Origin of the sequence: Azospirillum sp. A26, assembly GCF_042604635.1 — a bacterium.
GTDB lineage: Bacteria > Pseudomonadota > Alphaproteobacteria > Azospirillales > Azospirillaceae > Azospirillum > Azospirillum palustre.
The window spans coordinates 2,746,768-2,766,306 of the sequence record NZ_CP170472.1 but is presented as its reverse complement, the minus strand read 5'-3'; the positions used below and the strand labels follow the sequence as shown (position 1 = coordinate 2,766,306).

19 protein-coding genes are annotated in these 19,539 nt (G+C 67.5%); 5 read left to right on the top strand and 14 right to left on the bottom strand.

All coding sequences use genetic code 11. The features are described from left to right. Positions 1-22 precede the first annotated feature (22 nt). From ABNQ39_RS13860 to ABNQ39_RS13840, 5 genes are all read right to left on the bottom strand, one after another. Complete coding sequence (locus ABNQ39_RS13860) at positions 23-949, bottom strand: electron transfer flavoprotein subunit alpha/FixB family protein (protein WP_376958116.1); 927 nt, start codon at positions 947-949, stop codon at positions 23-25. Positions 950-1,002: 53 nt separating this feature from the next. Continuing rightward, positions 1,003-1,752, bottom strand: coding sequence for an electron transfer flavoprotein subunit beta/FixA family protein (locus tag ABNQ39_RS13855; protein WP_376958115.1), 750 nt, complete (start codon positions 1,750-1,752; stop codon positions 1,003-1,005). Between the two features lie 141 nt (positions 1,753-1,893). After that, positions 1,894-3,558 (bottom strand): acyl-CoA synthetase, encoded by a 1,665-nt coding sequence (locus ABNQ39_RS13850; protein WP_376958114.1) that lies wholly within the window; start codon positions 3,556-3,558, stop codon positions 1,894-1,896. A gap of 157 nt (positions 3,559-3,715) precedes the next feature. Next, positions 3,716-4,438, bottom strand: coding sequence for a response regulator transcription factor (locus ABNQ39_RS13845; RefSeq protein ID WP_376958113.1), 723 nt, complete (start codon positions 4,436-4,438; stop codon positions 3,716-3,718). Positions 4,439-4,517: 79 nt separating this feature from the next. Further along, complete coding sequence (locus tag ABNQ39_RS13840) at positions 4,518-7,322, bottom strand: cache domain-containing protein (RefSeq protein ID WP_376958112.1); 2,805 nt, start codon at positions 7,320-7,322, stop codon at positions 4,518-4,520. A gap of 233 nt (positions 7,323-7,555) precedes the next feature. Here ABNQ39_RS13840 and ABNQ39_RS13835 point away from each other — a divergent pair, with 233 nt between their 5' ends. Beyond that, entirely contained in the window at positions 7,556-7,879 is a 324-nt protein-coding gene (locus ABNQ39_RS13835) for a DUF485 domain-containing protein (RefSeq protein ID WP_376958111.1), read from the top strand. Beyond that, positions 7,876-9,558 (top strand): cation acetate symporter, encoded by a 1,683-nt coding sequence (locus ABNQ39_RS13830; protein WP_376958110.1) that lies wholly within the window; start codon positions 7,876-7,878, stop codon positions 9,556-9,558. The genes ABNQ39_RS13835 and ABNQ39_RS13830 overlap by 4 nt, the downstream gene beginning before the upstream one ends. A 71-nt stretch (positions 9,559-9,629) precedes the next feature. On the opposite strand, the gene ABNQ39_RS13825 is transcribed toward ABNQ39_RS13830, so the two are convergent. Together ABNQ39_RS13825 and ABNQ39_RS13820 are read right to left on the bottom strand one after the other, a co-directional pair. Beyond that, complete coding sequence (locus tag ABNQ39_RS13825; protein ID WP_376958109.1) at positions 9,630-9,851, bottom strand: hypothetical protein; 222 nt, start codon at positions 9,849-9,851, stop codon at positions 9,630-9,632. 37 nt (positions 9,852-9,888) lie between these two features. Continuing rightward, on the bottom strand, positions 9,889-12,006 hold the full coding sequence (locus ABNQ39_RS13820; RefSeq protein ID WP_376958108.1) for a sensor histidine kinase: 2,118 nt from the start codon (positions 12,004-12,006) through the stop codon (positions 9,889-9,891). A gap of 242 nt (positions 12,007-12,248) precedes the next feature. Here ABNQ39_RS13820 and ABNQ39_RS13815 point away from each other — a divergent pair, with 242 nt between their 5' ends. Beyond that, on the top strand, positions 12,249-12,491 hold the full coding sequence (locus ABNQ39_RS13815) for a hypothetical protein (RefSeq protein WP_098740695.1): 243 nt from the start codon (positions 12,249-12,251) through the stop codon (positions 12,489-12,491). After that, positions 12,488-12,721, top strand: a complete 234-nt coding sequence (locus ABNQ39_RS13810; RefSeq protein ID WP_174473292.1) for a hypothetical protein — start codon at positions 12,488-12,490, stop codon at positions 12,719-12,721. The genes ABNQ39_RS13815 and ABNQ39_RS13810 overlap by 4 nt, the downstream gene beginning before the upstream one ends. Positions 12,722-12,749: 28 nt before the next feature. On the opposite strand, the gene irrA is transcribed toward ABNQ39_RS13810, so the two are convergent. The 3 genes from irrA to ABNQ39_RS13795 all read right to left on the bottom strand — a co-directional run bounded on the left by irrA (position 12,750) and on the right by ABNQ39_RS13795 (position 15,819). Then, positions 12,750-13,172, bottom strand: coding sequence for an iron response transcriptional regulator IrrA (gene irrA, locus ABNQ39_RS13805; RefSeq protein ID WP_376959792.1), 423 nt, complete (start codon positions 13,170-13,172; stop codon positions 12,750-12,752). A gap of 251 nt (positions 13,173-13,423) precedes the next feature. Then, a complete protein-coding gene (locus ABNQ39_RS13800) occupies positions 13,424-14,821 on the bottom strand; it encodes an NAD(P)H-dependent flavin oxidoreductase (RefSeq protein ID WP_423321381.1) in 1,398 nt (465 codons plus the stop codon). A 254-nt stretch (positions 14,822-15,075) separates the two neighbouring features. Further along, positions 15,076-15,819 (bottom strand): glycerophosphoryl diester phosphodiesterase, encoded by a 744-nt coding sequence (locus ABNQ39_RS13795; protein WP_376958107.1) that lies wholly within the window; start codon positions 15,817-15,819, stop codon positions 15,076-15,078. Positions 15,820-15,885: 66 nt separating this feature from the next. Between ABNQ39_RS13795 and ABNQ39_RS13790 the strand changes: the two genes are divergently transcribed. Next, on the top strand, positions 15,886-16,923 hold the full coding sequence (locus ABNQ39_RS13790; protein ID WP_376958106.1) for a lysine-2,3-aminomutase-like protein: 1,038 nt from the start codon (positions 15,886-15,888) through the stop codon (positions 16,921-16,923). 10 nt (positions 16,924-16,933) lie between these two features. On the opposite strand, the gene ABNQ39_RS13785 is transcribed toward ABNQ39_RS13790, so the two are convergent. From ABNQ39_RS13785 to lptE, 4 genes are all read right to left on the bottom strand, one after another. Further along, positions 16,934-17,281: a GIY-YIG nuclease family protein gene (locus tag ABNQ39_RS13785; RefSeq protein WP_376958105.1), complete on the bottom strand. Its 348-nt coding sequence runs from the start codon at positions 17,279-17,281 to the stop codon at positions 16,934-16,936. Between the two features lie 79 nt (positions 17,282-17,360). Next, on the bottom strand, positions 17,361-17,891 hold the full coding sequence (locus ABNQ39_RS13780) for a tryptophan-rich sensory protein (RefSeq protein ID WP_376958104.1): 531 nt from the start codon (positions 17,889-17,891) through the stop codon (positions 17,361-17,363). Between the two features lie 49 nt (positions 17,892-17,940). Then, positions 17,941-18,966: a DNA polymerase III subunit delta gene (gene holA, locus ABNQ39_RS13775; protein WP_376958103.1), complete on the bottom strand. Its 1,026-nt coding sequence runs from the start codon at positions 18,964-18,966 to the stop codon at positions 17,941-17,943. 18 nt (positions 18,967-18,984) lie between these two features. Beyond that, the gene (gene lptE, locus ABNQ39_RS13770) at positions 18,985-19,491 is read right to left on the bottom strand and encodes an LPS assembly lipoprotein LptE (RefSeq protein ID WP_376958102.1); all 507 of its coding nucleotides are present in this window, start codon (positions 19,489-19,491) and stop codon (positions 18,985-18,987) included. Between the last annotated feature and the right edge of the window lie 48 nt (positions 19,492-19,539).

Genomic DNA, 19,539 nt, shown 5'->3' with positions numbered 1-19,539 from the left:
GTAACGGAGGGAATGAACGAAATCAGATGGCCTGCTGCAACTCCGGCAGGGCCTTGAACAGGTCGGCGACGAGGCCGTAATCGGCGACCTGGAAGATCGGCGCCTCCTCGTCCTTGTTGATGGCGACGATGACCTTGCTGTCCTTCATGCCGGCCAGATGCTGGATGGCGCCCGAGATGCCGACGGCGACATAGAGGTCCGGCGCCACGATCTTACCGGTCTGGCCGACCTGATAGTCGTTCGGCACGAAGCCGGCATCGACGGCGGCGCGGCTGGCCCCGACCGCGGCCCCCAGCTTGTCGGCGATGGCCTCCAGCAGGTGGAAGTTGTCGCCCGACTGCATGCCGCGACCGCCGGAGATGACGATGCGGGCCGAGGTCAGCTCCGGACGCTCCGACTTCGACAGTTCGGCCGAGACAAAGCCCGACAGGGCGGGATCGGCAACGGCGGCGATGCTCTCGACCGCCGCGCTGCCGGTGGCGGGTGCTGCCTCGAAGGCGGTGGTACGGACGGTGATCACCTTCACCGGGTCGGCCGACTGCACGGTGGCGATGGCGTTGCCGGCATAGATCGGCCGCTCGAAGCTGTCGGCGGCAACCACAGCGGTGATGTCGGAGATCATCGCCACGTCGAGCAGGGCGGCCACGCGCGGCAGCACATTCTTGCCGGCCGAGGTGGCGGCGGCCAGGACATGGCTGTAGCCGGCGGCGAGCGACACCAGCAGGGACGCGACCGGCTCTGCCAGGGCGTGCTCGTAGGCGGCATCGTCGGCGAGCAGCACTTTGGCGACGCCGGCCAGCTTTGCGGCCTGCTCCGCGGCCGGGGCGGCGTTGCGGCCGGCGACGAGGATGTGGACATCGCCGCCGAGTTTGGTGGCGGCGATCACCGCATGGGCGGTGGCGGGCTTCAGGTTGGCGTTGTCGTGGTCGGCAAGGATCAGGATGGGCATAGGGCGGTTCCTCTGTCGGGCGGGGTGGGGAGTGCGGGCGCCGGGGCCGGCGCTCAGATCACCCGCGCCTCGGTCTTCAGCTTGTCGACCAGGGTAGCGACGTCCGGCACCTTGATGCCGGCCTGACGCTTGGCCGGCTCGGCGACCTTCACCGTCTTCAGACGCGGCGTGACCTCGACGCCCAGGCTGTCCGGCGTGACGGTCTCCAGCGGCTTCTTCTTCGCCTTCATGATGTTGGGCAGCGAGGCATAGCGCGGCTCGTTCAGGCGCAGGTCGGCAGTCACCACCGCCGGCAGCTTCAACGACACGACCTCAAGCCCGCCGTCGATCTCGCGGGTGACTGCGACGGCATCGCCTGTCGGGGCGACCTTCGAGGCGAAGGTGCCCTGGCCCCAGCCGAGCAGCGCCGCCAGCATCTGGCCGGTCTGGTTGCAGTCGTCATCGATGGCCTGCTTGCCGAGGATGACGAGGCCGGGGGCCTCCTTGTCGACCAGCGCCTTGAGGACCTTGGCAACGGCCAGCGGTTCGGTCGTCACGTCGGTCTGCACCAGGATGGCGCGGTCGGCACCCATGGCGAGCGCCGTGCGCAGCGTCTCCTGCGCCTGGGTCGGGCCGACGGAAACCACCACGATCTCGGTCGCCGTGCCGGCTTCCTTGAGACGCACGGCCTCTTCGACGGCAATCTCGTCGAAGGGGTTCATCGAGAACTTCACGTTGGACGTCTCGACGCCGGACTGGTCGGTCTTCACCCGGATCTTGACGTTGTAGTCGACGACGCGCTTCACGGCGCAGAGGATCTTCATGGCGCGGGTCCCTTTGGAAATGGGCGGCGTGCAGGCATGGGAGGGCGTTGCCCCGCTTTCTCCTCCGTCAGGCGGTGGAGAGAGCGGGCGCTTTGGCCGACATGCAGGAAAGGGTTAGGGAGAGGGCAATGCGCCCGCCCCTTACAGCCCCTCGGTCTGCTTGCGCAGGACGTATTTCTGGATCTTGCCGGTGGAGGTCTTCGGCAGCGGGCCGAACACCACCGTGCGCGGGCACTTGAAGTGGGCCATGTGCGACCGGCAGAAGGCGATGATGTCGGCTTCAGTCGCGGTGGCGCCGTCCTTCAGGGTGACGAAGGCGCAGGGCGTCTCGCCCCACTTCTCGTCATGGCGGGCGACGACGGCAGCCTCCAGCACATCGGGATGCTTGTAGAGCACATCCTCAACCTCGATGGACGAGATGTTCTCGCCGCCGGAGATGATGATGTCCTTCGAGCGGTCCTTGATCTCGACATAGCCGTCCTCATGCCAGACGGCGAGGTCGCCGGTGTGGAACCAGCCGCCGGCGAAGGCCTCTTCGGTCGCCTTGGGGTTCTTCAGATAGCCCTTCATGACGTTGTTGCCGCGCATCATGATCTCGCCCATCGTCCGGCCGTCCTTCGGCACCGGCTCCAGCGTGAAGGGATCGGCGACGACCACCGCCTCCAGCATCGGGCCGCGCACGCCCTGGCGGGCCTTGATCGCCGCCTTCTCGTCCAGCGACAGGCCGTCCCAGCGGTCGTGCCAGACGCAGACCACGGTCGGGCCATAGCATTCGGTCAGGCCGTAGACATGGGTGACTTCCCAGCCCATGCGCTCCATCCCGGCGATGACGGCGGCGGGCGGGGCGGCGCCGGCGACCATCACCTTGACCTTGTGCCCGATGCCCTGCTTCAGCTCGGCCGGGGCATTGTTCAGCATGTTGAGGACGATGGGCGCGCCGCAGAAGTTGGTCACCCGCTCGTCGCGGATCAGCTTGAGAACGGCGTCGGGGCGGACCTGACGCAGGCAGACGGCAGTGCCGGCGGTGACCGCGATGGTCCAAGGGAAGCACCAGCCGTTGCAGTGGAACATCGGCAGCGTCCACAGATACACGGGCGCGTCGCCCATGTTCCAAGACAGCGCGTTCGACACCGCGTTCAGGTAAGCGCCGCGGTGGTGATAGACGACGCCCTTCGGGTTGCCGGTGGTGCCGGAGGTGTAGTTCAGCGCTATGGCCTGCCATTCGTCGGCCGGCAGGGTCCAGGGATGCTCGGCACCGACATCGCCGATGAAGGACTCATAATCGCGGTCGCCGATCAGCTCGCCGCCGCTGTAGGTCGGGTCATCGATGTCCACCACCGGGATCGGCGCGTCGAGCAGGGCCAGCGCTTTCCTGGCGACGCCGGAGAACTCGCGGTCGACGATCAGGATCTTCGCCTCGCCATGCTTCAGGATGAAGGCGATGGCCTCGGCATCCAGGCGTGTGTTGACGGCGTTCAGCACGGCCCCGGCCAGCGGCACGCCGAAATGGGCCTCGAACAGTTCCGGCGTGTTGGCGGCCAGCATGGCGACGGTGTCGCCAGTGCCGATCCCCACATTCGCCAGCGTCGCGGCCAGACGGCGCACACGGACGAAGGTCTCGGCCCAGGTCCGGCGCACCGGGCCATGGACGACGGCCAGGCGGTCGGGCCACACGGCGGCGGCACGCTCCATGAAAGTCAGCGGCGTCAGGGCGACGAAATTGGCGGCATTGCGCTCAAGGTCGCGCTCGTACGGATTGGCGCGGACATCGACGCCTTGAGTCGCTGCGGTGGCAGTTTCACTCATCGGACCGTTCTCCCCAGGGGTTCTTTGTTGCGCGCCGGCATTGGGCGCGGCGGTATTGGAAACAGCCTGTACCAGATCAGCTTTGCGCAACTTTCTCAGGATTATGACCAATTGTTATTGGGGTTGTTGCGGCGCAAACGCAGTGGAGGTGCCTCTTTCAGCGCAACCAGCTCACATCGCCGGCGAACAGGTAGCCGGCACCATAGACCGTCTTGATCAGCCGCGGCGCGCGGGGATCCTCCTCGATCTTCTTGCGGATGCGCGAGATGCGGACGTCGATGCTGCGGTCATAGGGAAAATCGTCGCGATCCTGATCCGGGCCCTGGAGATGCTCGCGCGACAGCACGCGCTTCGGCGCCTTCAGCAGCATGAGCAGAAGCGAGGCTTCCGCTGCGGTCAGGCTCTCCTGCCGGCCGTCGTCGGCGGTCAGCGTCAGGTTGCCGAGATCGAACACCCAGGGACCGAAACGCGCCCGCGCGGTCTCCGCTGCGGCGGTGGCGCCGGCCAGCTGTTCGCGGCGGCGGATGGCGCTGTTGACGCGGGCGACCAGTTCCCGCGACTCGAACGGCTTCACGATGTAATCGTCGGCGCCAAGCTCCAGCCCCAGCACCCGGTCGGAGGTGCCGCCGCGCCCGGACAGGATGATGACGCCGAAGCGCACATCCTCCCAAAGCTCGCGCACCAGGGTCAGCCCGTCCATGTCCGGCAGGCCGAGATCGACCAGACAGAGGTCGGGGGCCTGACGCTGGATCGCCGCCCGCGCCTCCCGCCCGTTGGCCCAGCCGGTCACCTCATAGCCGTAGCTTTCCAGCACCTCCGTCACCAGCCGCCGGATATCGGCCTCGTCCTCGATCACATAGATGCGCTTCTTCTGTCCCACGCGCGTTTCCCCTCGGCACTCGTCGCCCTGCTTTTTTCCAGGTGCGTTCTATTGGGTGCGTTCTGTCTGCCCAACTGTATCAGGCCGGCGCGGGTTCGGCGGCGTGGCCGATGGCCGCCACCAGGTCCCGCTTGTCCCATGGCTTGCGCAGTATGACGGCATCGGTGGGGACGTCGCCATACTCGACGGCGAATCCGCTGACCAGAACCACCCGCATGGCCGGCCGCAGCAGCCGGGCGCGCCGCGCCAGCTCCACACCGGACAAGCCGGGCATGACGATGTCGGAGACCAGCAGCGACAGCCCGTCGATCTGCTCCACCAGTTCCGCAGCCTCGTCGCCGCTCGCCGCCTCCACAACCGAAAAGCCGAGATCGACCAGTTGCTGGCGCATCACCTGCCGGACGTCGTCATTGTCCTCCGCCACCAGCGCCAGTTGGCCGGACCAGCCTCCGGGCTGCAGTTCGACCGCTGCCGCCGGGTCTGCCTCCTGCAGGCGGGGCACAGGTTCGGCGCGCGGCAGCAGCAGGGTGACGGCGGTCCCTTCTCCCGGCCGGCTGTCGATGCGCAGATAGCCGCGCGACTGTTTGACGAAGCCGTAGACCATCGACAGCCCCAGACCGGAGCCAAGGGCCTTCGTCGTGAAGAAGGGCTCAACGGCGCGAGCCAGCGCCTCCGTCGTGAAGCCGGTGCCGGTGTCGGTGACGCGGATTTCCAGATAATCGTCGGACCGCACCGGCTCGTCGAAGGACTGGTCGCCTTCCACCTTGCGGATGCCGACGGCGATGTCGAGCCGCCCGCCGTTCGGCATGGCGTCGCGTGCGTTGATGGCGAGGTTGACCAGTGCGTTCTCCAACTGGGTCTGGTCGGCGATGGTCCAGCATTCCCGCCCCTCCCCCGGCACACCGATGGCGATGGAGCTGGGGAAGGACCGGCGCAGCAGAACCGCCATGTCGCGCAAGAGGCCGCACAGTTCGATCGGTTCCGGCTTCAGCGGCTGCTGGCGGGAGAAGGCGAGCAGGCGGGCGGTGATGTCGGCGCCGCGCCGACCGGCGCGCTGGGCCGGCTCCAGATAGGCGTCGAGCCCCTCCACCGCCGTGTAGCGGTCGCGCGCCGCCGACAGGTTGCCGATGATGATCGACAGCAGGTTGTTGAAGTCGTGCGCCAGCCCGCCGGACAGCTGTCCGACCGCCTTCAGCCGCTGCGCCTCCACCAACTGGCGCTCGGTCTGCTTCTCGTCGGTGATGTCGAGGGTCAGGACGAACAGACCGGTGACCGCGCCCTCCTCCTCCCGGCCCTCGCCCCGCCCCTCGCCACGATGGGGGATCAGCGTGGTCTTGGTCACCATGGTGCCGCCATGGCGTGGGAAGGCATATTCGAAGGTCACCACATCCCCCGACAGGCAGCGGTCGAGGTGGGGGGCGAGTGCCGCCATCGCCCGCCGGCCGACGACCGACCCCAGATCACGGCCGATAACCGCCGCCTTGTCGCGCTCGACCAGTTCGGCCCAGCGCAGGTTGGCGAAGGTCAGCCGGCCGTCGCGGTCCAGCCCGGCGATGCAGGCGGGGATCGCATCCAGGATCACGCGCTGCCGGGTCTCCGCCTCGGCCAATGCGGCGGTGCGGTCGCGCACCCGGCTGTCCAGCGTGGCGACGGTGTCGCGCAACTGGCGGACCATGCCGTCGAAGGCGGAGGCCAGCAGCCCGATCTCGTCGCCGCGGCGGATGCCGCTCTGGGCGCCGAGGTCGCCGGCCCTTACCTGCACCGCGGTGTCGGCCAGCCGGCGCAGCGGCCGGACCAGCCGCCCGACGGCGATGTAGCCCAGCAGGCTTCCCGCCGCCATCAGCGCCATGCCGATGGCGAGGATGCGGTTGCCCAGCACCACCGACGACCGCCGCAGCTCGTCGACATAGACCGACGAGGCGATGTACCAGTCGAACCCCTCGAAATGCCGGACCCAGCTGATCTTCTCGTAGGCGTAGTTGCCGGGATCGTCGGGCTTGTCCCACAGGTAGGTCAGCGGCTCCCCCCTCGCCGCGGCGACCTTCAAATCCTCGGCGATGGGACGGCCGGTGGCGGAGTTCAGCCGGTCACCGAAGGCCGTTCCCTCGATGTTCGAATTCGGGTGGATGATCATCCGGTTCGCCGAATCGAAGATGTAGAGATAGCCGGTGCGGGCGATGCGCAGCTTGCGCAGGGCCTGGCGCAGATCTTCGATGGCGTCGGCCTTGCGCCGCTCCACCTCGGCGTCGACGTCGGCCAGATAGGCGCCGGTGCCGACGATGATGCCACGCCGGGGCAGATCCTTGAAGAAGCTCAGCTTCGGCGCCCGCTCGTCGCCGTTTGGCCGCCACCACGGATAGGTCTGGAAGCCTTCCCCCTCCCGCTTGGCGGTGGCGACGATGGTGGGCAGGATGTGGCGGCCCAGATTGTCGCGCAGATCGTCGGCCTTGCGCCCCTGATAGTCAGGCGAGGGGTGCGACAGGATCACCGAATCGTAACCGATGGCCCAGACATAGTCGCCGTTGCCGTAGCGGAAGGCGTGCAACCCATCCATCGCCTCGCGCCGCGCCTGCTCCATCGTGATCTCGCCGCGGTCGGCGCGGGCATAGACATGCTCGATATAGCCGACGGCCAGTTCCAGCACGTCGCGCAGCCGGGTCTTGTAGGAGTCGACGGTCGCCACCCGCTGCTCCTCCAGCCCGCCGCGGATGCGGCTGACCAGTTCGAACACGTTGTCGAGGATGGTGCGGCTGGCGTCGCGTTCGATCTCGTAGGCCTTCTCCTCGATGAAGGGGACCGAGAAGACGTAGGCCGCCGCGGAGAACAGCCCGAGCGAGATCAGGATCGCCGAGAACAGCCGGAGGAACAGGGGCGAACGGATCATTTTCCGGGCGGGGCTGGCGGGATGCGGGGGGCGGCGGGATCCCCGCCATCATTCCAGCTTCACCGCCGCGGCTCAACGCGAATCGGTGAGATTGTTGCCCGAATTGCACTGAAACAATTCGTCATATTTCCGGGAAATTTGCGAAACAGTGTTTTGTTAGCCGGAAGGACATAAGCCCAGCCCCATCAATTCGGGTCGGGGCAAACCAAGGACGTTCAGCGTCTGGAGGAAACATGCACTCCCCCGCCAACACTCCCGTCTACGAGAGGGTTCGCCGGAACCCCAAATTCCACGAGCTGGTGCGCCAGCGCAGCCGGCTGGCCCTGATCCTGTCAGCCGTCGTGCTGGTCGGCTACTACGCCTTCATGATGGTGGTCGCCTTCGCGCCCGACTTGCTGCACAAGCCGATGTCCGACGAGTCGTCGCTCAGCATCGGCTTCCCGATCGGAGCCGCGATCATCATCCTGTCCTGGCTGCTGACCGGCGTCTATTCCCATTTCGCCAACGGCCGCTTCCAGGACCTGACCGACGAGATCACGCGGGAGACGCTGCAATGACCGCCCGCCGGATCCTCCTTGCGGCCAGTGCCGCCACCCTGTTCGCCACCCTCGCCGCCGTGCCGGCGATGGCCGCCGGCGATGTCGGGCAGCTGGAAAAGCAGCCGATCAACCTGTCGGCCATCGGCATGTTCATCGCCTTCGTGCTGATGACGCTGGGCATCACCTATTGGGCGGCCAGCCGCACCCGGTCCACCTCCGACTTCTACACCGCGGGCGGCGGCATCACCGGCTTCCAGAACGGTCTGGCGATTGCCGGCGACTACATGTCGGCGGCGACGCTGCTCGGCCTGTCGAGCCTGGTGTTCGCCAAGGGCTATGACGGGTTCGTCTACACCATCAGCTTCTTCGTCGGCTGGCCGATCATCCTGTTCCTGCTGGCCGAACGGCTGCGCAACCTCGGCCATTTCACATTCGCCGACATTGCATCCTACCGGCTGGACCAGGGCAAGATCCGCACCTTCGCCGCCATCGGCTCGCTGACGGTGGTGTGCTTCTATTTGATCGTCCAGATGGTCGGCGCCGGCCAGCTGATCAAGCTGCTGTTCGGGCTAGACTACAACGTCGCGGTGATCGTCGTCGGCGTGCTGATGGTGGTCTATGTCACCTTCGGCGGCATGATCGCCACCACCTGGGTGCAGATCATCAAGGCAGTACTTCTGCTGGGCGGCGGCATGGTCCTGGCCTTCCTGGCGCTGTCGCGCTTCGGCTTCAGCCTGGAGGCCATCGCCAAAAGCGCCATCGCCTCGCACAAGGACGGCGTGAAGATCATGGGGCCGGGCACGCTGCTGGCCGACCCGGTGTCGGCGGTGTCGCTGTCGCTGGGCCTGCTGTTCGGCACCGCCGCCCTGCCGCACATCATGATGCGCTTCTTCACCGTCCCCAACGCGCGCGAGGCCCGCAAGTCGGTCTTCTACGCCTCCGGCTTCATCGGCTTCTTCTTCCTGCTCGTCTGCATCCTTGGCATGGCGGCGATCACCATCGTCGGCACCGACCCTCAGTTCTTCGAAGGCGGCAAGGTCGGCGGCAAGCTGATCGGCGGCGGCAACATGCCGGTGATGCATCTGGCCAAGGCGCTGGGCGGCGACCTGTTCCTGGGCTTCCTGTCGGCGGTCGCCTTCGCCACCATCCTGGCGGTGGTGTCGGGCCTGGCGCTGGCCGGCGCGTCCGCCATCGCCCACGACCTCTATGCCCGCGTCATCCGCAAGGGCGAGGCGACGGAGCGCGAGGAGATGCGCGTGTCCAAGATCGCCTCGCTGGTGCTGGGCGTGCTGGCCGTCGTGCTGGGCATCGCTTTCGAGAAGCAGAACGTCGCCTTCCTGGTCGGTCTGACCTTCGGCGTCGCGGCGTCGGTGAACTTCCCGGTGCTGATCCTGTCGATGTACTGGAAGGGCCTGACCACGCGCGGCGCGCTGGCGGGCGGCATCGCCGGCCTGATCTCCGCGGTCACGCTGGTGATCCTGTCGAACGCGGTGTGGGTCGTGGTGCTGAACAACCCGGCCCCCATCTTCCCCTACGAGCAGCCGGCCCTATTCTCGATGACGCTGGCCTTCCTCGTCACCATCGTCGTCTCGAAGCTGGACAGCAGTGCGTCGGCCCGCGCCGAGCGCGAGGCCTTCGAAGACCAGTTCGTCCGCTCCCAGACCGGCATCGGTGCCGCCGCCGCGGCCAAGCACTGATCGCCTGACGGCCCGACACTCCAATGGAAGGCGCCCTTCCCCAGACCCGGGGAAGGGCGCCTTTCTTTATGTCAGCCAGCCGAAACGCTGTTGTCCTTGCGGCGCGACAGCTGGACCTGCCCGTCCAGGCATTTGACGTAGCCGGTCTTGCCCGGTTTCAGCCCGTCCAGGATGGTGACCAGCGCGCGGGGGATCGCCGCGAATTCCTTGGAGCCGCGCGACTGGCCGTTGTAGACGGCGATGTGTGCGCGCAGCGTCTCCTTGGACACCGGCTTTCCGTCATTCCCGATCATCTCGTCCGCCTTTCGATGCTCTTGACCGCCGACAGGCTTACGCCGGCAACCCATCCGCTGCAACCGGCCGGCCGGTACGGTCGGCGGGGAAGCGGATGGTGGCGGCGGTGCCGCGGCCCGGTTCGCTGTCGATGGACAGGTTGCCGCCATGCAGGGCCATCAGGTCGCGGCAGATCGACAAGCCCAGCCCGGTGCCGCCAAACCGCCCGGAGATGCTGCTGTCGGCCTGCTGGAACGGTTCCAGGATGCGGGCCAGCGCATCGGCGGCGATGCCGATGCCGGTATCGCGCACAGTGATGGCGATTCTGCCATCCCCTTCGCGCACCGCACTTACCGTCACCCGGCCGCCGCGCGGGGTGAATTTGACCGCGTTCGACAGCAGGTTCAGCAGCACCTGGCGCAAGGCGCGCTCGTCGGCCAGCAGATTGGGCAGGTCGGGGGGGCATTCGACTGCCAGCGTCACCCCACCGACATCGGCCGGCACCGCGGCCAGCGCCCGGCAGGTCTCGATGGCTTCGGCCGGCTCCATCCAGCTTTCATCCAGCGTGTAGCGCCCGGCCTCCAGCTTCGACATGTCCAGCACGTCGTTGATCAGGTCCAGCAGGTGGCGGCCGCTGTTCTGCACATGACGGGCATAGTCGCGATAGCGCGGGCTGCCCAGCGGACCGAACAGCTCGTGCAGCATGATGTCGGAAAAGCCGATGATGGCGTTCAGCGGCGTGCGCAGCTCGTGGCTCATGGTCGCCAGGAAGGCGCTCTTGGCCCGGTTGGCGGCCTCCGCCTGATCGAGCGCCGTGGCGAGCCTTTCGGCGGCCTCGACCCGCTCGGTGATGTCGCGCGCCTCGACCACCAGCACCGTGACGACGCCCCCGTCGTCATAGACCGGCTTGATCGTCACATCCATCACGCGGGTGAGCCCGTCGGCGACCACATCGGTCTCGTAACGGACGAAGCGCCCCGAGGCCGCCTTTTCGATGGACTGGCGGAAAGCCGCCGCCAGTTCGTCAGTGCGGGCCCAGCCGCGGAACTCCCAGGCGCGATGTCCGACCAGCGCTTCGGCGGGCAGGCCGGCCAGGGCGCAGGCCGGCCGGTTCAGCGCCAGCACCCGGCCGTCCGGCGCCAGCAGCCCCATGATCTGGAAACTGCTGTCGAACAGCGCCTGCGAGCGCCGCTCGCTGGCGCGCAATGCCTGTGTCGTCGTCTCCAGCCGGCCGAGCTGCCGCAGCGCCAGCCAGGCCAGCAGCAGCACCACCACCGACACCGCGGCGGTTTCGACGATGCGCTTCCAGCGGTCGTTATACCAGCTGGCCAGCACGTCGTCGGTCCGGAGGCGGACATAGACGTAGAAGGGTAGCCCCCCCACGCGGCGGACGGTGCCGATCCGCTCACGCCCCTCGGTCGGGTCGAAGCCGGACAACGTCCGCGCGGCCTCGCCAGCGGGCAGGCGGGGCAGGATGCCGGCGAAGATGGCACGGTTCTGATCGAGAGACGCGCTGAACCGGGAATGGGCGAGGACCACCCCATCCTCGCCATAAAGCAAGATGATGCTGCGCGGCCCGATGTTCTGCGTCGCATAAAGCCGGGCGAAGCGGTCGAGGTCGAGCAGCCCCACCGCCACGCCGCTGCCGTCCGCCAGCGGCCGGACGATTGCCGCACGCCAGCCGCCGCCCTGATCCTGATAAGGCCCGATGAAGGAGGCCGACCTGCCGGCCGTCGCCTTGGCCAGCGGGGTTCCGGCAACCGATGCCGGAGCGTCCAGGCCGGAAGACTGCCGAACCCGCCCGTCCGGCTCCACGATCAGCAGGGTCCGCAGAGCCAAGCCCGGTCCGGAGCCCATGCCGGGTGCATCAGGCGCTTCGCCCAGCAGGTAGGCGGGAATCCGCCCGCTCTCCGTCATGCCTCGCAGGGTATAGCCGGCCACGGCCATGACGCGGCGGGCATCCTCCTCCAGCAGGGTCGACAGGTTCGCGGTCTGGCGCAGACCATCTTGGATTGCCCGGCCGCGCGTCCGCTCAAGGTCGGCATAGGCGACCAGCCAGAAGCCGGCGATCACCGCCACAAGCAGGCCAATGCGCAACGCAGCGACGGGCGGCAGAGACGATAAGCGCCACCACGTCCCGCGTCCGCCACCGTCCGGTTCGGAGAGATCCGTCAAAGGAAATGGTCCGCCGCGTCTGAATGCTGGAGAGGCGTCAAGCCGGAACGGCCGGACGCGACGAACTGTAGCATGCCGACACGGGCATTTTCACGTTCGCTTACCCCTGATCCGGGCAGTATCAGGGATGTGGGGACCGCCTGTCGTGCGTGGGAAGAGTTTGGGGGAAAAGTTTGGCTCGACAAAGCCCGCAGCCCGCGCTTCTCTGCCCGGCGACGATGTGAAGGAGGATCCCGTCGGGCATGCTGCAGGATTTCATCGATAGCCTGTCCCAGGGGCCGCTCCTGGGGTTGATGCTGTTCCAGGTCGCCATCGTCTGGCCGCTGTCGCGCATCCTGCGGCGGGCCGGCTTCTCGCCGCTGTGGGCCCTGTTCTCCCTGGTGCCGCTCGGGCATGTGGTGCCCATCGGCGTGATGGCGCACAGCCGATGGACGGTGCTCCCAGCACGGCAGGCGCGCAAGGTCAAGGCACGGAGGACGGCATGACGGAGACCGTGATCCAACTCGGCTTCTGGGAACTGCTGATCGGCTCCATCGTCACGATGTACATGCTGATCGCCGGCGGCTGGGTTCTGGCCAAGGCAGGGCGCAGTCCGCTGTGGATCCTGCTGCTTCTGTTCCCCTACCTCAACGTCCTGGCGGTCTGGGCCTTCGCCTTCATCCGCTGGCCCTTCGTCGACCGCGCCCCCGCCCCGACGCAGCCTGACGAGGGCTGAGCACCGGACCATCGGCAAGGGGGCAGGATCAGACCTCGTCCTCGACCAGGCGGACGATCACGTCAACGCGGGCAACGCGGGTGCCGGCGGGGGCGGCCGGCAGGTTCTGCACCGTCAGCCGGTCGGCGGGGATGTCCTCCAGCCGGCCGGTGGATTCGACGAAGAAATGGTGGTGGTCGCTGGTGTTGGTGTCGAAGTAGGACTTGCCCGCCTCCACCACCACCTCGCGCAGAAGGCCTGCGGCGGTGAACTGGTTCAGCGTGTTGTAGACGGTCGCCAGCGACACCGGCAGGTCGGCGGCCAGCGCCTCGCAGTGCAACTGCTCCGCCGTGACATGCCGGTCGCAGCCTTCGAACAGCATACGGGCGAGGCCAAGGCGCTGGCGGGTCGGGCGCAGTCCGGCGCCGTTCAGCCGGTCGAGGGCTCGCTTGAAGGGGCGTTCGGCGGTCATCATGGGCGAGGCACCCGTACTGTCGACAGTGGGATCGGACACGGAGTCCAAAACAGAACCGCGGCACTAGGCCGCATTCTGTTTAAGAGTAAAACCATTCGGAAAGCTCACGCAAGCCATTGTCGCAGCGACGTCAATGGAGACATGGTTTGGGGAGCCGCCCGAACCGGATGAATGCCCGTAATGGCCCAATGCAAAGGCCGCCGACGGTTTCCCGCCGACGGCCTTGCCCATCCGGTGGATGCGACCGGTCAGTAGCCGGTGGCGATCCGTTCGATCAACTGCTTCACCGTGGGGATAAAGCCGTCGTTGTAATAAGGATCGCTGGCGAAGCGGTATGCGTTGTGCCCCGCGAACATCAACTGGTTTTCGCAGTCGTCAGTGTGGCTGACCGCCTGGAGCGTCTTCTGGATGCAGAAGGAACGCGGATCGGCGCGCTTGCCCGTCGTGCCTTCCTCGTTCTGCGCCCAGTTGGAGAAGCCGCAGGCCGACAGGCAGCCCATGCAATCGACCTGATCGTGCAGAATCTTGTCAGACTGCTGGGGAGTGACGAAGACCAGCGTGCTGTCCGGCGTCTTCAGGGCGGTGGTGAAGCCCTGGGACAGCCACCCCTCGGCGCGCTGCTTGTCGCTCTCGGTCACGTAGACCGGACGGCCGCGCGGACCGACCGGGAATTCGGCCGAATGCTCGCCCACCGGCTTGGACAGATAGGCGACCTGACGCTCGGACCGGGCCATCAGATCCAGCAGGAAGGGGTTCTTCACCGCCGACGAGTAGAAGCCGGTGGGGGAGAAGCGGTTCAGGAAGACGTCGCCCGGCTGCAGCGCCACCAGCTTGCGCTTCCACGCCATGGAGATCGGGCTCTCCTGGGTCAGCAGCGGACGGGTGCCGAACTGGAAGGCGATAGGGCCCAGGTCGGGATTGTCGATCCAGTCCTCCCATTCCGACAGCCACCAGACGCCGCCCGCCATCACGATGGGGGTGTCGTTCAGCCCGAAGCTGTTCATCATCTGGCGCAGGGCCAGGACGCGGGGGAACGGATCCTCCGGCTTCTGCGGGTCTTCGGAGTTGGACAGGCCGTTGTGACCGCCGGCCAGCCACGGATCCTCGTACACGACGCCGCCGAGATGTTCCCGGAACTTGTGGTAGGCGCGCAGCCACAAGGCGCGGAAGGCGCGGGCCGACGAGACGATCGGATAGTAATGGACGCCGTAGCTCACGGCGATCTCGGCAACCTTGTAAGGCATGCCGGCGCCGCAGGTGACGCCGTGGATCATGCCCTGGGCGCCTTCCAGCACGCCATGCAGGATGTGCTCGGCGCCGCCCATTTCCCACAGGACGTTCATGTGGATGCGGCCCTGGCCGTTCGACGTCTCGTGCGCGATGCGCGCCTGGGCGATGCCGCCCTCGATGCCGAAGGCGATCAGCTCGTTATGGCGCTCGCGCCGGGTCTTGCCATTATAGATCTGCGGCAGAAGGTTGCCGTTCTCATCATAGCTGTCGGCGTTGACACCCGAGAAGGTGCCAATCCCGCCGGCAGCCGCCCAGGCGCCGGAGCTTTCGCCGTTGGAAACGGCAATACCCTTGCCACCCTCGACGAGCGGCAAAACCTCCCGGCCGGACATCGGCAACGGCTTCAACGCCTTCAACGAACCCTCCAAAGACCGAACGTGGCATCCCGTGGGACGCCGGACCAAAGCGGCGGACTACCGGACGACGAAAAGCTCCGCCGGAATCCGCGTGGGTTCCGGCTGGATCGCCAGTGCGGTTCTATATATGAGGAATTGGCGCGCCCGACGAGCGGATTCATCCCCCCGCGCAAAAAACGTTCATGAATTGCCGCAGTCGCGAACGGAAGCGTCAGCATATCGACCGGTCCGCCGGCGGATCATCGGGCTCCCCATCAGGCGTCCGCCGCCAGTTCGTCGGCCAGCCGGCCCGGCGCATCGGTGAAGACCGCCGACACGCCCCAGCCGAACAGCGTCCGGGCGCGCTCCGCGTCGTTGACGGTGTAGGCCAGCACCGGCCGGCCGGTGGCGCGGTACTCGGCCACGCTGTCCGCCGTCTGGCGGTCCTGGTGGACGTTCAGCGTCGCCGCGCCGATCCGGTCGGCAATGGAAGCCCAATCGGTGGGAGGGTCCCACATCAGGTAGCCGCGCGGGATCTCCGGCCACAGCCGCTGCGCCACCTCCAGGCAGGGAACCTCGAAGCTGGAGAGCAGAAGCGGCCGGTCGGACGGCCACAGCGGGCGCAGGGTGTTCAGCGCCACCTCCGCCGTAATCTCCTCCTGCCCCGGATAGGGCTTGATCTCCAGGTTCAGGCCAAGGCCCAGGTCATGGACCAGCGCCACTGCCTCCTCCAGCGTCGGCACACGCTCGCCGACGAAGGCGGCATCGAACCAGCGCCCGGCGTCGAGCGTCTGCAGTTCCGCCAGATCCAGCAGCGGGACGGCGCCGCTGCCGGTGGTGGTGCGGTCCAGCGTGTCGTCATGGATCAGCACGGGGCGCTGGTCGCGGGTCAGCATGACGTCCACCTCGACCCAGCGGGCGCCCTGGCGGGCGGCTTCGCGGATCGAGGCGAGGGTGTTTTCCGGGGCGCTTTCCTTGGCGCCGCGATGGCCGATCAGGCGGGGAAGAGTCGACAGCATGGGTCTCGCAGGAGTAAGAGCGGTCGCTTTCCTACATGACCCATTCCGTCGAAGCGGGAAAGAGCGATGAAGGCCCTGCACAGCGTTTCCGATCTGGTGGCCGCCGGGCTGATGACGCCGGAGGCCGGCGACGCCGTGCGTACGGTCGCCGACCGCTATGCCGTGGCGCTGACCCCGTACCTGCGCGAGACTCTGGCCGGACGCATGGATCCGCAGGATCCCCTCTATGCCCAGTATGTCCCCTCCCCGGCCGAGGCGTACAGCACGCCGGAGGAACTCGCGGATCCCATCGGCGACGTGGCGCGCAGCCCGGTGAAGGGCATCGTCCACCGCTATCCCGACCGGGTGCTGCTGAAGCCGCTGCACGCCTGCGCGGTCTATTGCCGGTTCTGCTTCCGCCGCGAGATGGTCGGTCCGGGCGGCGAGGCGCTGACCGCCGAGGAGATGGATGCCGCTCTGGCCTATATCCGCGGTCACGAGGAGGTGTGGGAGGTCGTCGTCACCGGCGGCGATCCGCTGCTGCTGTCGCCGCGCCGGCTGCGCGGGATCGTCCAGGCGCTGTCGGCCATGCCGCATGTCGGTGTCGTCCGTCTGCACAGCCGCATTCCCGCCGCCGATCCCGACCGTGTCACCCCGGATCTGGTGGAGGCCCTGACCGCCCCGGATCTCGCCACCTGGGTCGCCGTCCACATCAACCATGCCGACGAACTGACCCCGCCGGTGCGGGCAGCCCTCGCCCGGCTGGTCGAGGCCGGCATCCCGCTGGTCGGCCAGACCGTGCTGCTGAAGGGCATCAACGACAGCCATGCCGCGCTGGAGGCTCTGTTCCGCGGGATGGTGCGCAACCGGGTGAAGCCCTATTACCTGCACCATCCCGACCTTGCCGCCGGCACCAGCCATTTCCGCCCGACGCTGGCGGAGGGGCAGGCACTGGTGACCGGCCTGCGCGGGAAACTGTCCGGCCTGTGCCAGCCGACCTATGTGCTCGACATTCCCGGAGGCCATGGCAAGGCCCCGGCCGCCCCGGCCTGGATCGAGGAGCAGGGCGAGGGCGGCTATCGCGTGACCGACTTCACCGGCCGCGTTCACGACTACCGCGGCTGAGCGCTCGCCCTCAGATTGCTTCCGCCCGCAAAGCCGCGACCCAATGGGCGACCCGCGCCTTGAGGGCGGCGGCGCGGGCGAAGGCAAGCTCCTCGTCCTCCAGCGGTTCGACGATTTCGAACGCCAGCGACTCGGCGCCATGGGCGTTCCAGGCCGCCTGAAGGCTGCGGTGCGGACAACCGCCCATCTTCAGTTGGAACCAGAGGCGGTTCTGGATCTTGTCGAGGTCAGGCGCCCCGCCCACCCACACCGCACCGGCGGCCCCGCAACGGACAGCGAAGACGCCGGCCACGCTTTTGCGCTCCTTATAGGCGGCCAGCGCCGCCCTGCGATTCTCTTTCCCAACCATGGCCGCCATAGCCTTCGTTCCCCCGCAGGTTATCAGTCCCGACTGATTATACCCGGGTGATATTCCGCGCAAGGTTTTTATCCGGGTATTATCCCCAAAGGGCGGGTGTCCCGAACAGCGGATCGGGGTTGATGAGGGCGTTGTGGATGCCGACCACCGAGGCGAAGCCGGTCCACAGAATCAGTGGAGTCCAGATCAGCGCGATGCTTCGGTCGTCCCGCGCCACCAGCGCGATGCAGATCGACGTGATGACGAAGAAGCACACCGTCCAGGCTGCGGCGAGGATCGAGCTGCCCAGCGTGAAATAGACGAAGCTGAAGGTGGCGTAGATCAACCAAGTCACCGCCTGGAGGCCGATCAGCAGCCCGCGGCTGCGGATTTGCCGCGCCGGGTCGATCAGGCGGATGTCACCCCAGATCTGGAAGACATTCAGCGTGAACCACATCACCGGGAAGACCCAGCCCGGCGGCTGCAGGGGCGACGGATGGTGGCCGGCGAAGGGCTGCCCGCCCCGCTCGACGAAGCCCCAGGCGTTGACGATGACCCAGAACAGCAGGGGTTGCCACCAGCGGACCCGGAAGGGGGCGGGCGGTGGCGCGGTGTAAGTGGCGTCGCTCATGCTCCGCCAGATAGCGCGCCGCCCCCAACGGTCAAGTCAGCGCCATCCTTCAGCGCCGGGCTCCCAGTGAGGCGAGCTGAAACAGCACGCGGGCGCACAGGGTCTCGTCCGGCATGTTGGTGCGCTTGCAGTCGGCCTCGGCATCGACCAGCCGCTCCAGCGCCTGACGGACATGGTTGGGCGACCAGTGGCGGGCTTGGCGGACCAGCCGGGTCTTCAGCTTGAAGAAGACCGGCGGACGCAGCGACTCGACGGCGGCCTCCGGCGACTTGCCGGCAGCGACCTGAGCGGTGAGCAGTTGCAGCCGCTGGAAATGGCGCTGGGCGCCGCGCAGGATCGGCACCGGCGAGGTGCCCTCGGCGAACAGCCGCGCCAGCGAGCGGTCGAGCGTCGCGAAGTCACCCTCCGCCGCTGCCCACACCGGCTCGTCCATCGACAGGGCGGCGCTGTCGCCGATGCAGGCCTGGGCATCCTCCAGCCGCACGCGCTTCTCGCTGCCCATATAGAGCGCCAGCTTTTCCGCCTCGCCGCGGGCGACCATGCGGTCGCCGACGAGGTTGCCGGCCAGAAAGCTCAGCACGTCGGGATCGGCGGTCAGCCCATGGCCTTGCAGAATGTCGGCGATGACGCGGCCGAGCGACGCCTCCTCCTCGACATAGCAGGGAATGGCGGCGGCGGCATCGTCCCCCTCGAACAGAAGCCGCAGCTTGGAGCGGGCCGAGAGGTCGCCCGACTCGACCACCACCAGGCTGTCGCCCGGCGGCGGATTTTCCAGAAAGGCGGTAAAGGCGGCGGTGGCGTTGTCCTCGGCATCGCGGACGCGGATCAGGCGCCGGCCGCCGGTGAAGGAGATCGCCGCCGCCTCGTCCGCCAGCCGCGCCGGATCGTCGGCGATGGCACGCCCCTGGAACTCGGCGACGCGGAAGGGGTCGGACAGGTCCGGCACCACCGTCCTGCCCAGCGTCTGGGCGCGGTCGCGGACGAGCCCCGAGTCGGGACCATAAAGCAGCACCGCCCGAACCTTGCGGTCCGGGCTGCGCAGAAAACCGTCGATCGCCTTGGGCTGGAGCTTCACCCGTGCATCCCCGGCCGGTCAGGACCCACGGCCGAGAAACATGGCGACGCGGGTGGTGATATCGTTGGAGATGTCCTCGAGCGCCCGGTCATAGGCGTTCTGCACCGTCGCGATGGCGGCGTAATGCTGCTCCAGCGTGTTGTAGCTGACCATCGAGCGCGAGCTGGACTGGAACACCACCTGCCCGGTCTGGGTGTCGGTCAGCCGGTAGGGGGCGTTGACCAGCAGCTGGGCGCGCACCGCGGTGGCATCCTTCTGCAAGGCCAGCTTCTGTTCCGATGCCGTCAGCGACACATCCAGCCGGTAGCGCGGATTTTCCGGCCGCTCCGACGGGTAGAATTTGTCGATCAGCAGGTTGCGGAGCTTCTGCCCTTCCCGGTTGGGGATCGACGCGATGTCGACCTCCATCAGCCGCTCCGACGCGGCGGCCCCGATGCCCTTGCCACCATAGAGCGGCTGGAACCCGCAGCCCGACAGCGACACGGCGGACAGGCCGAGCGCGAGGGCGAAAAGCCCCCGCGCCATGGCCTGACGGAGTGGGGCCCGGCGGACCGGGCCCTGGCGGATCGATCT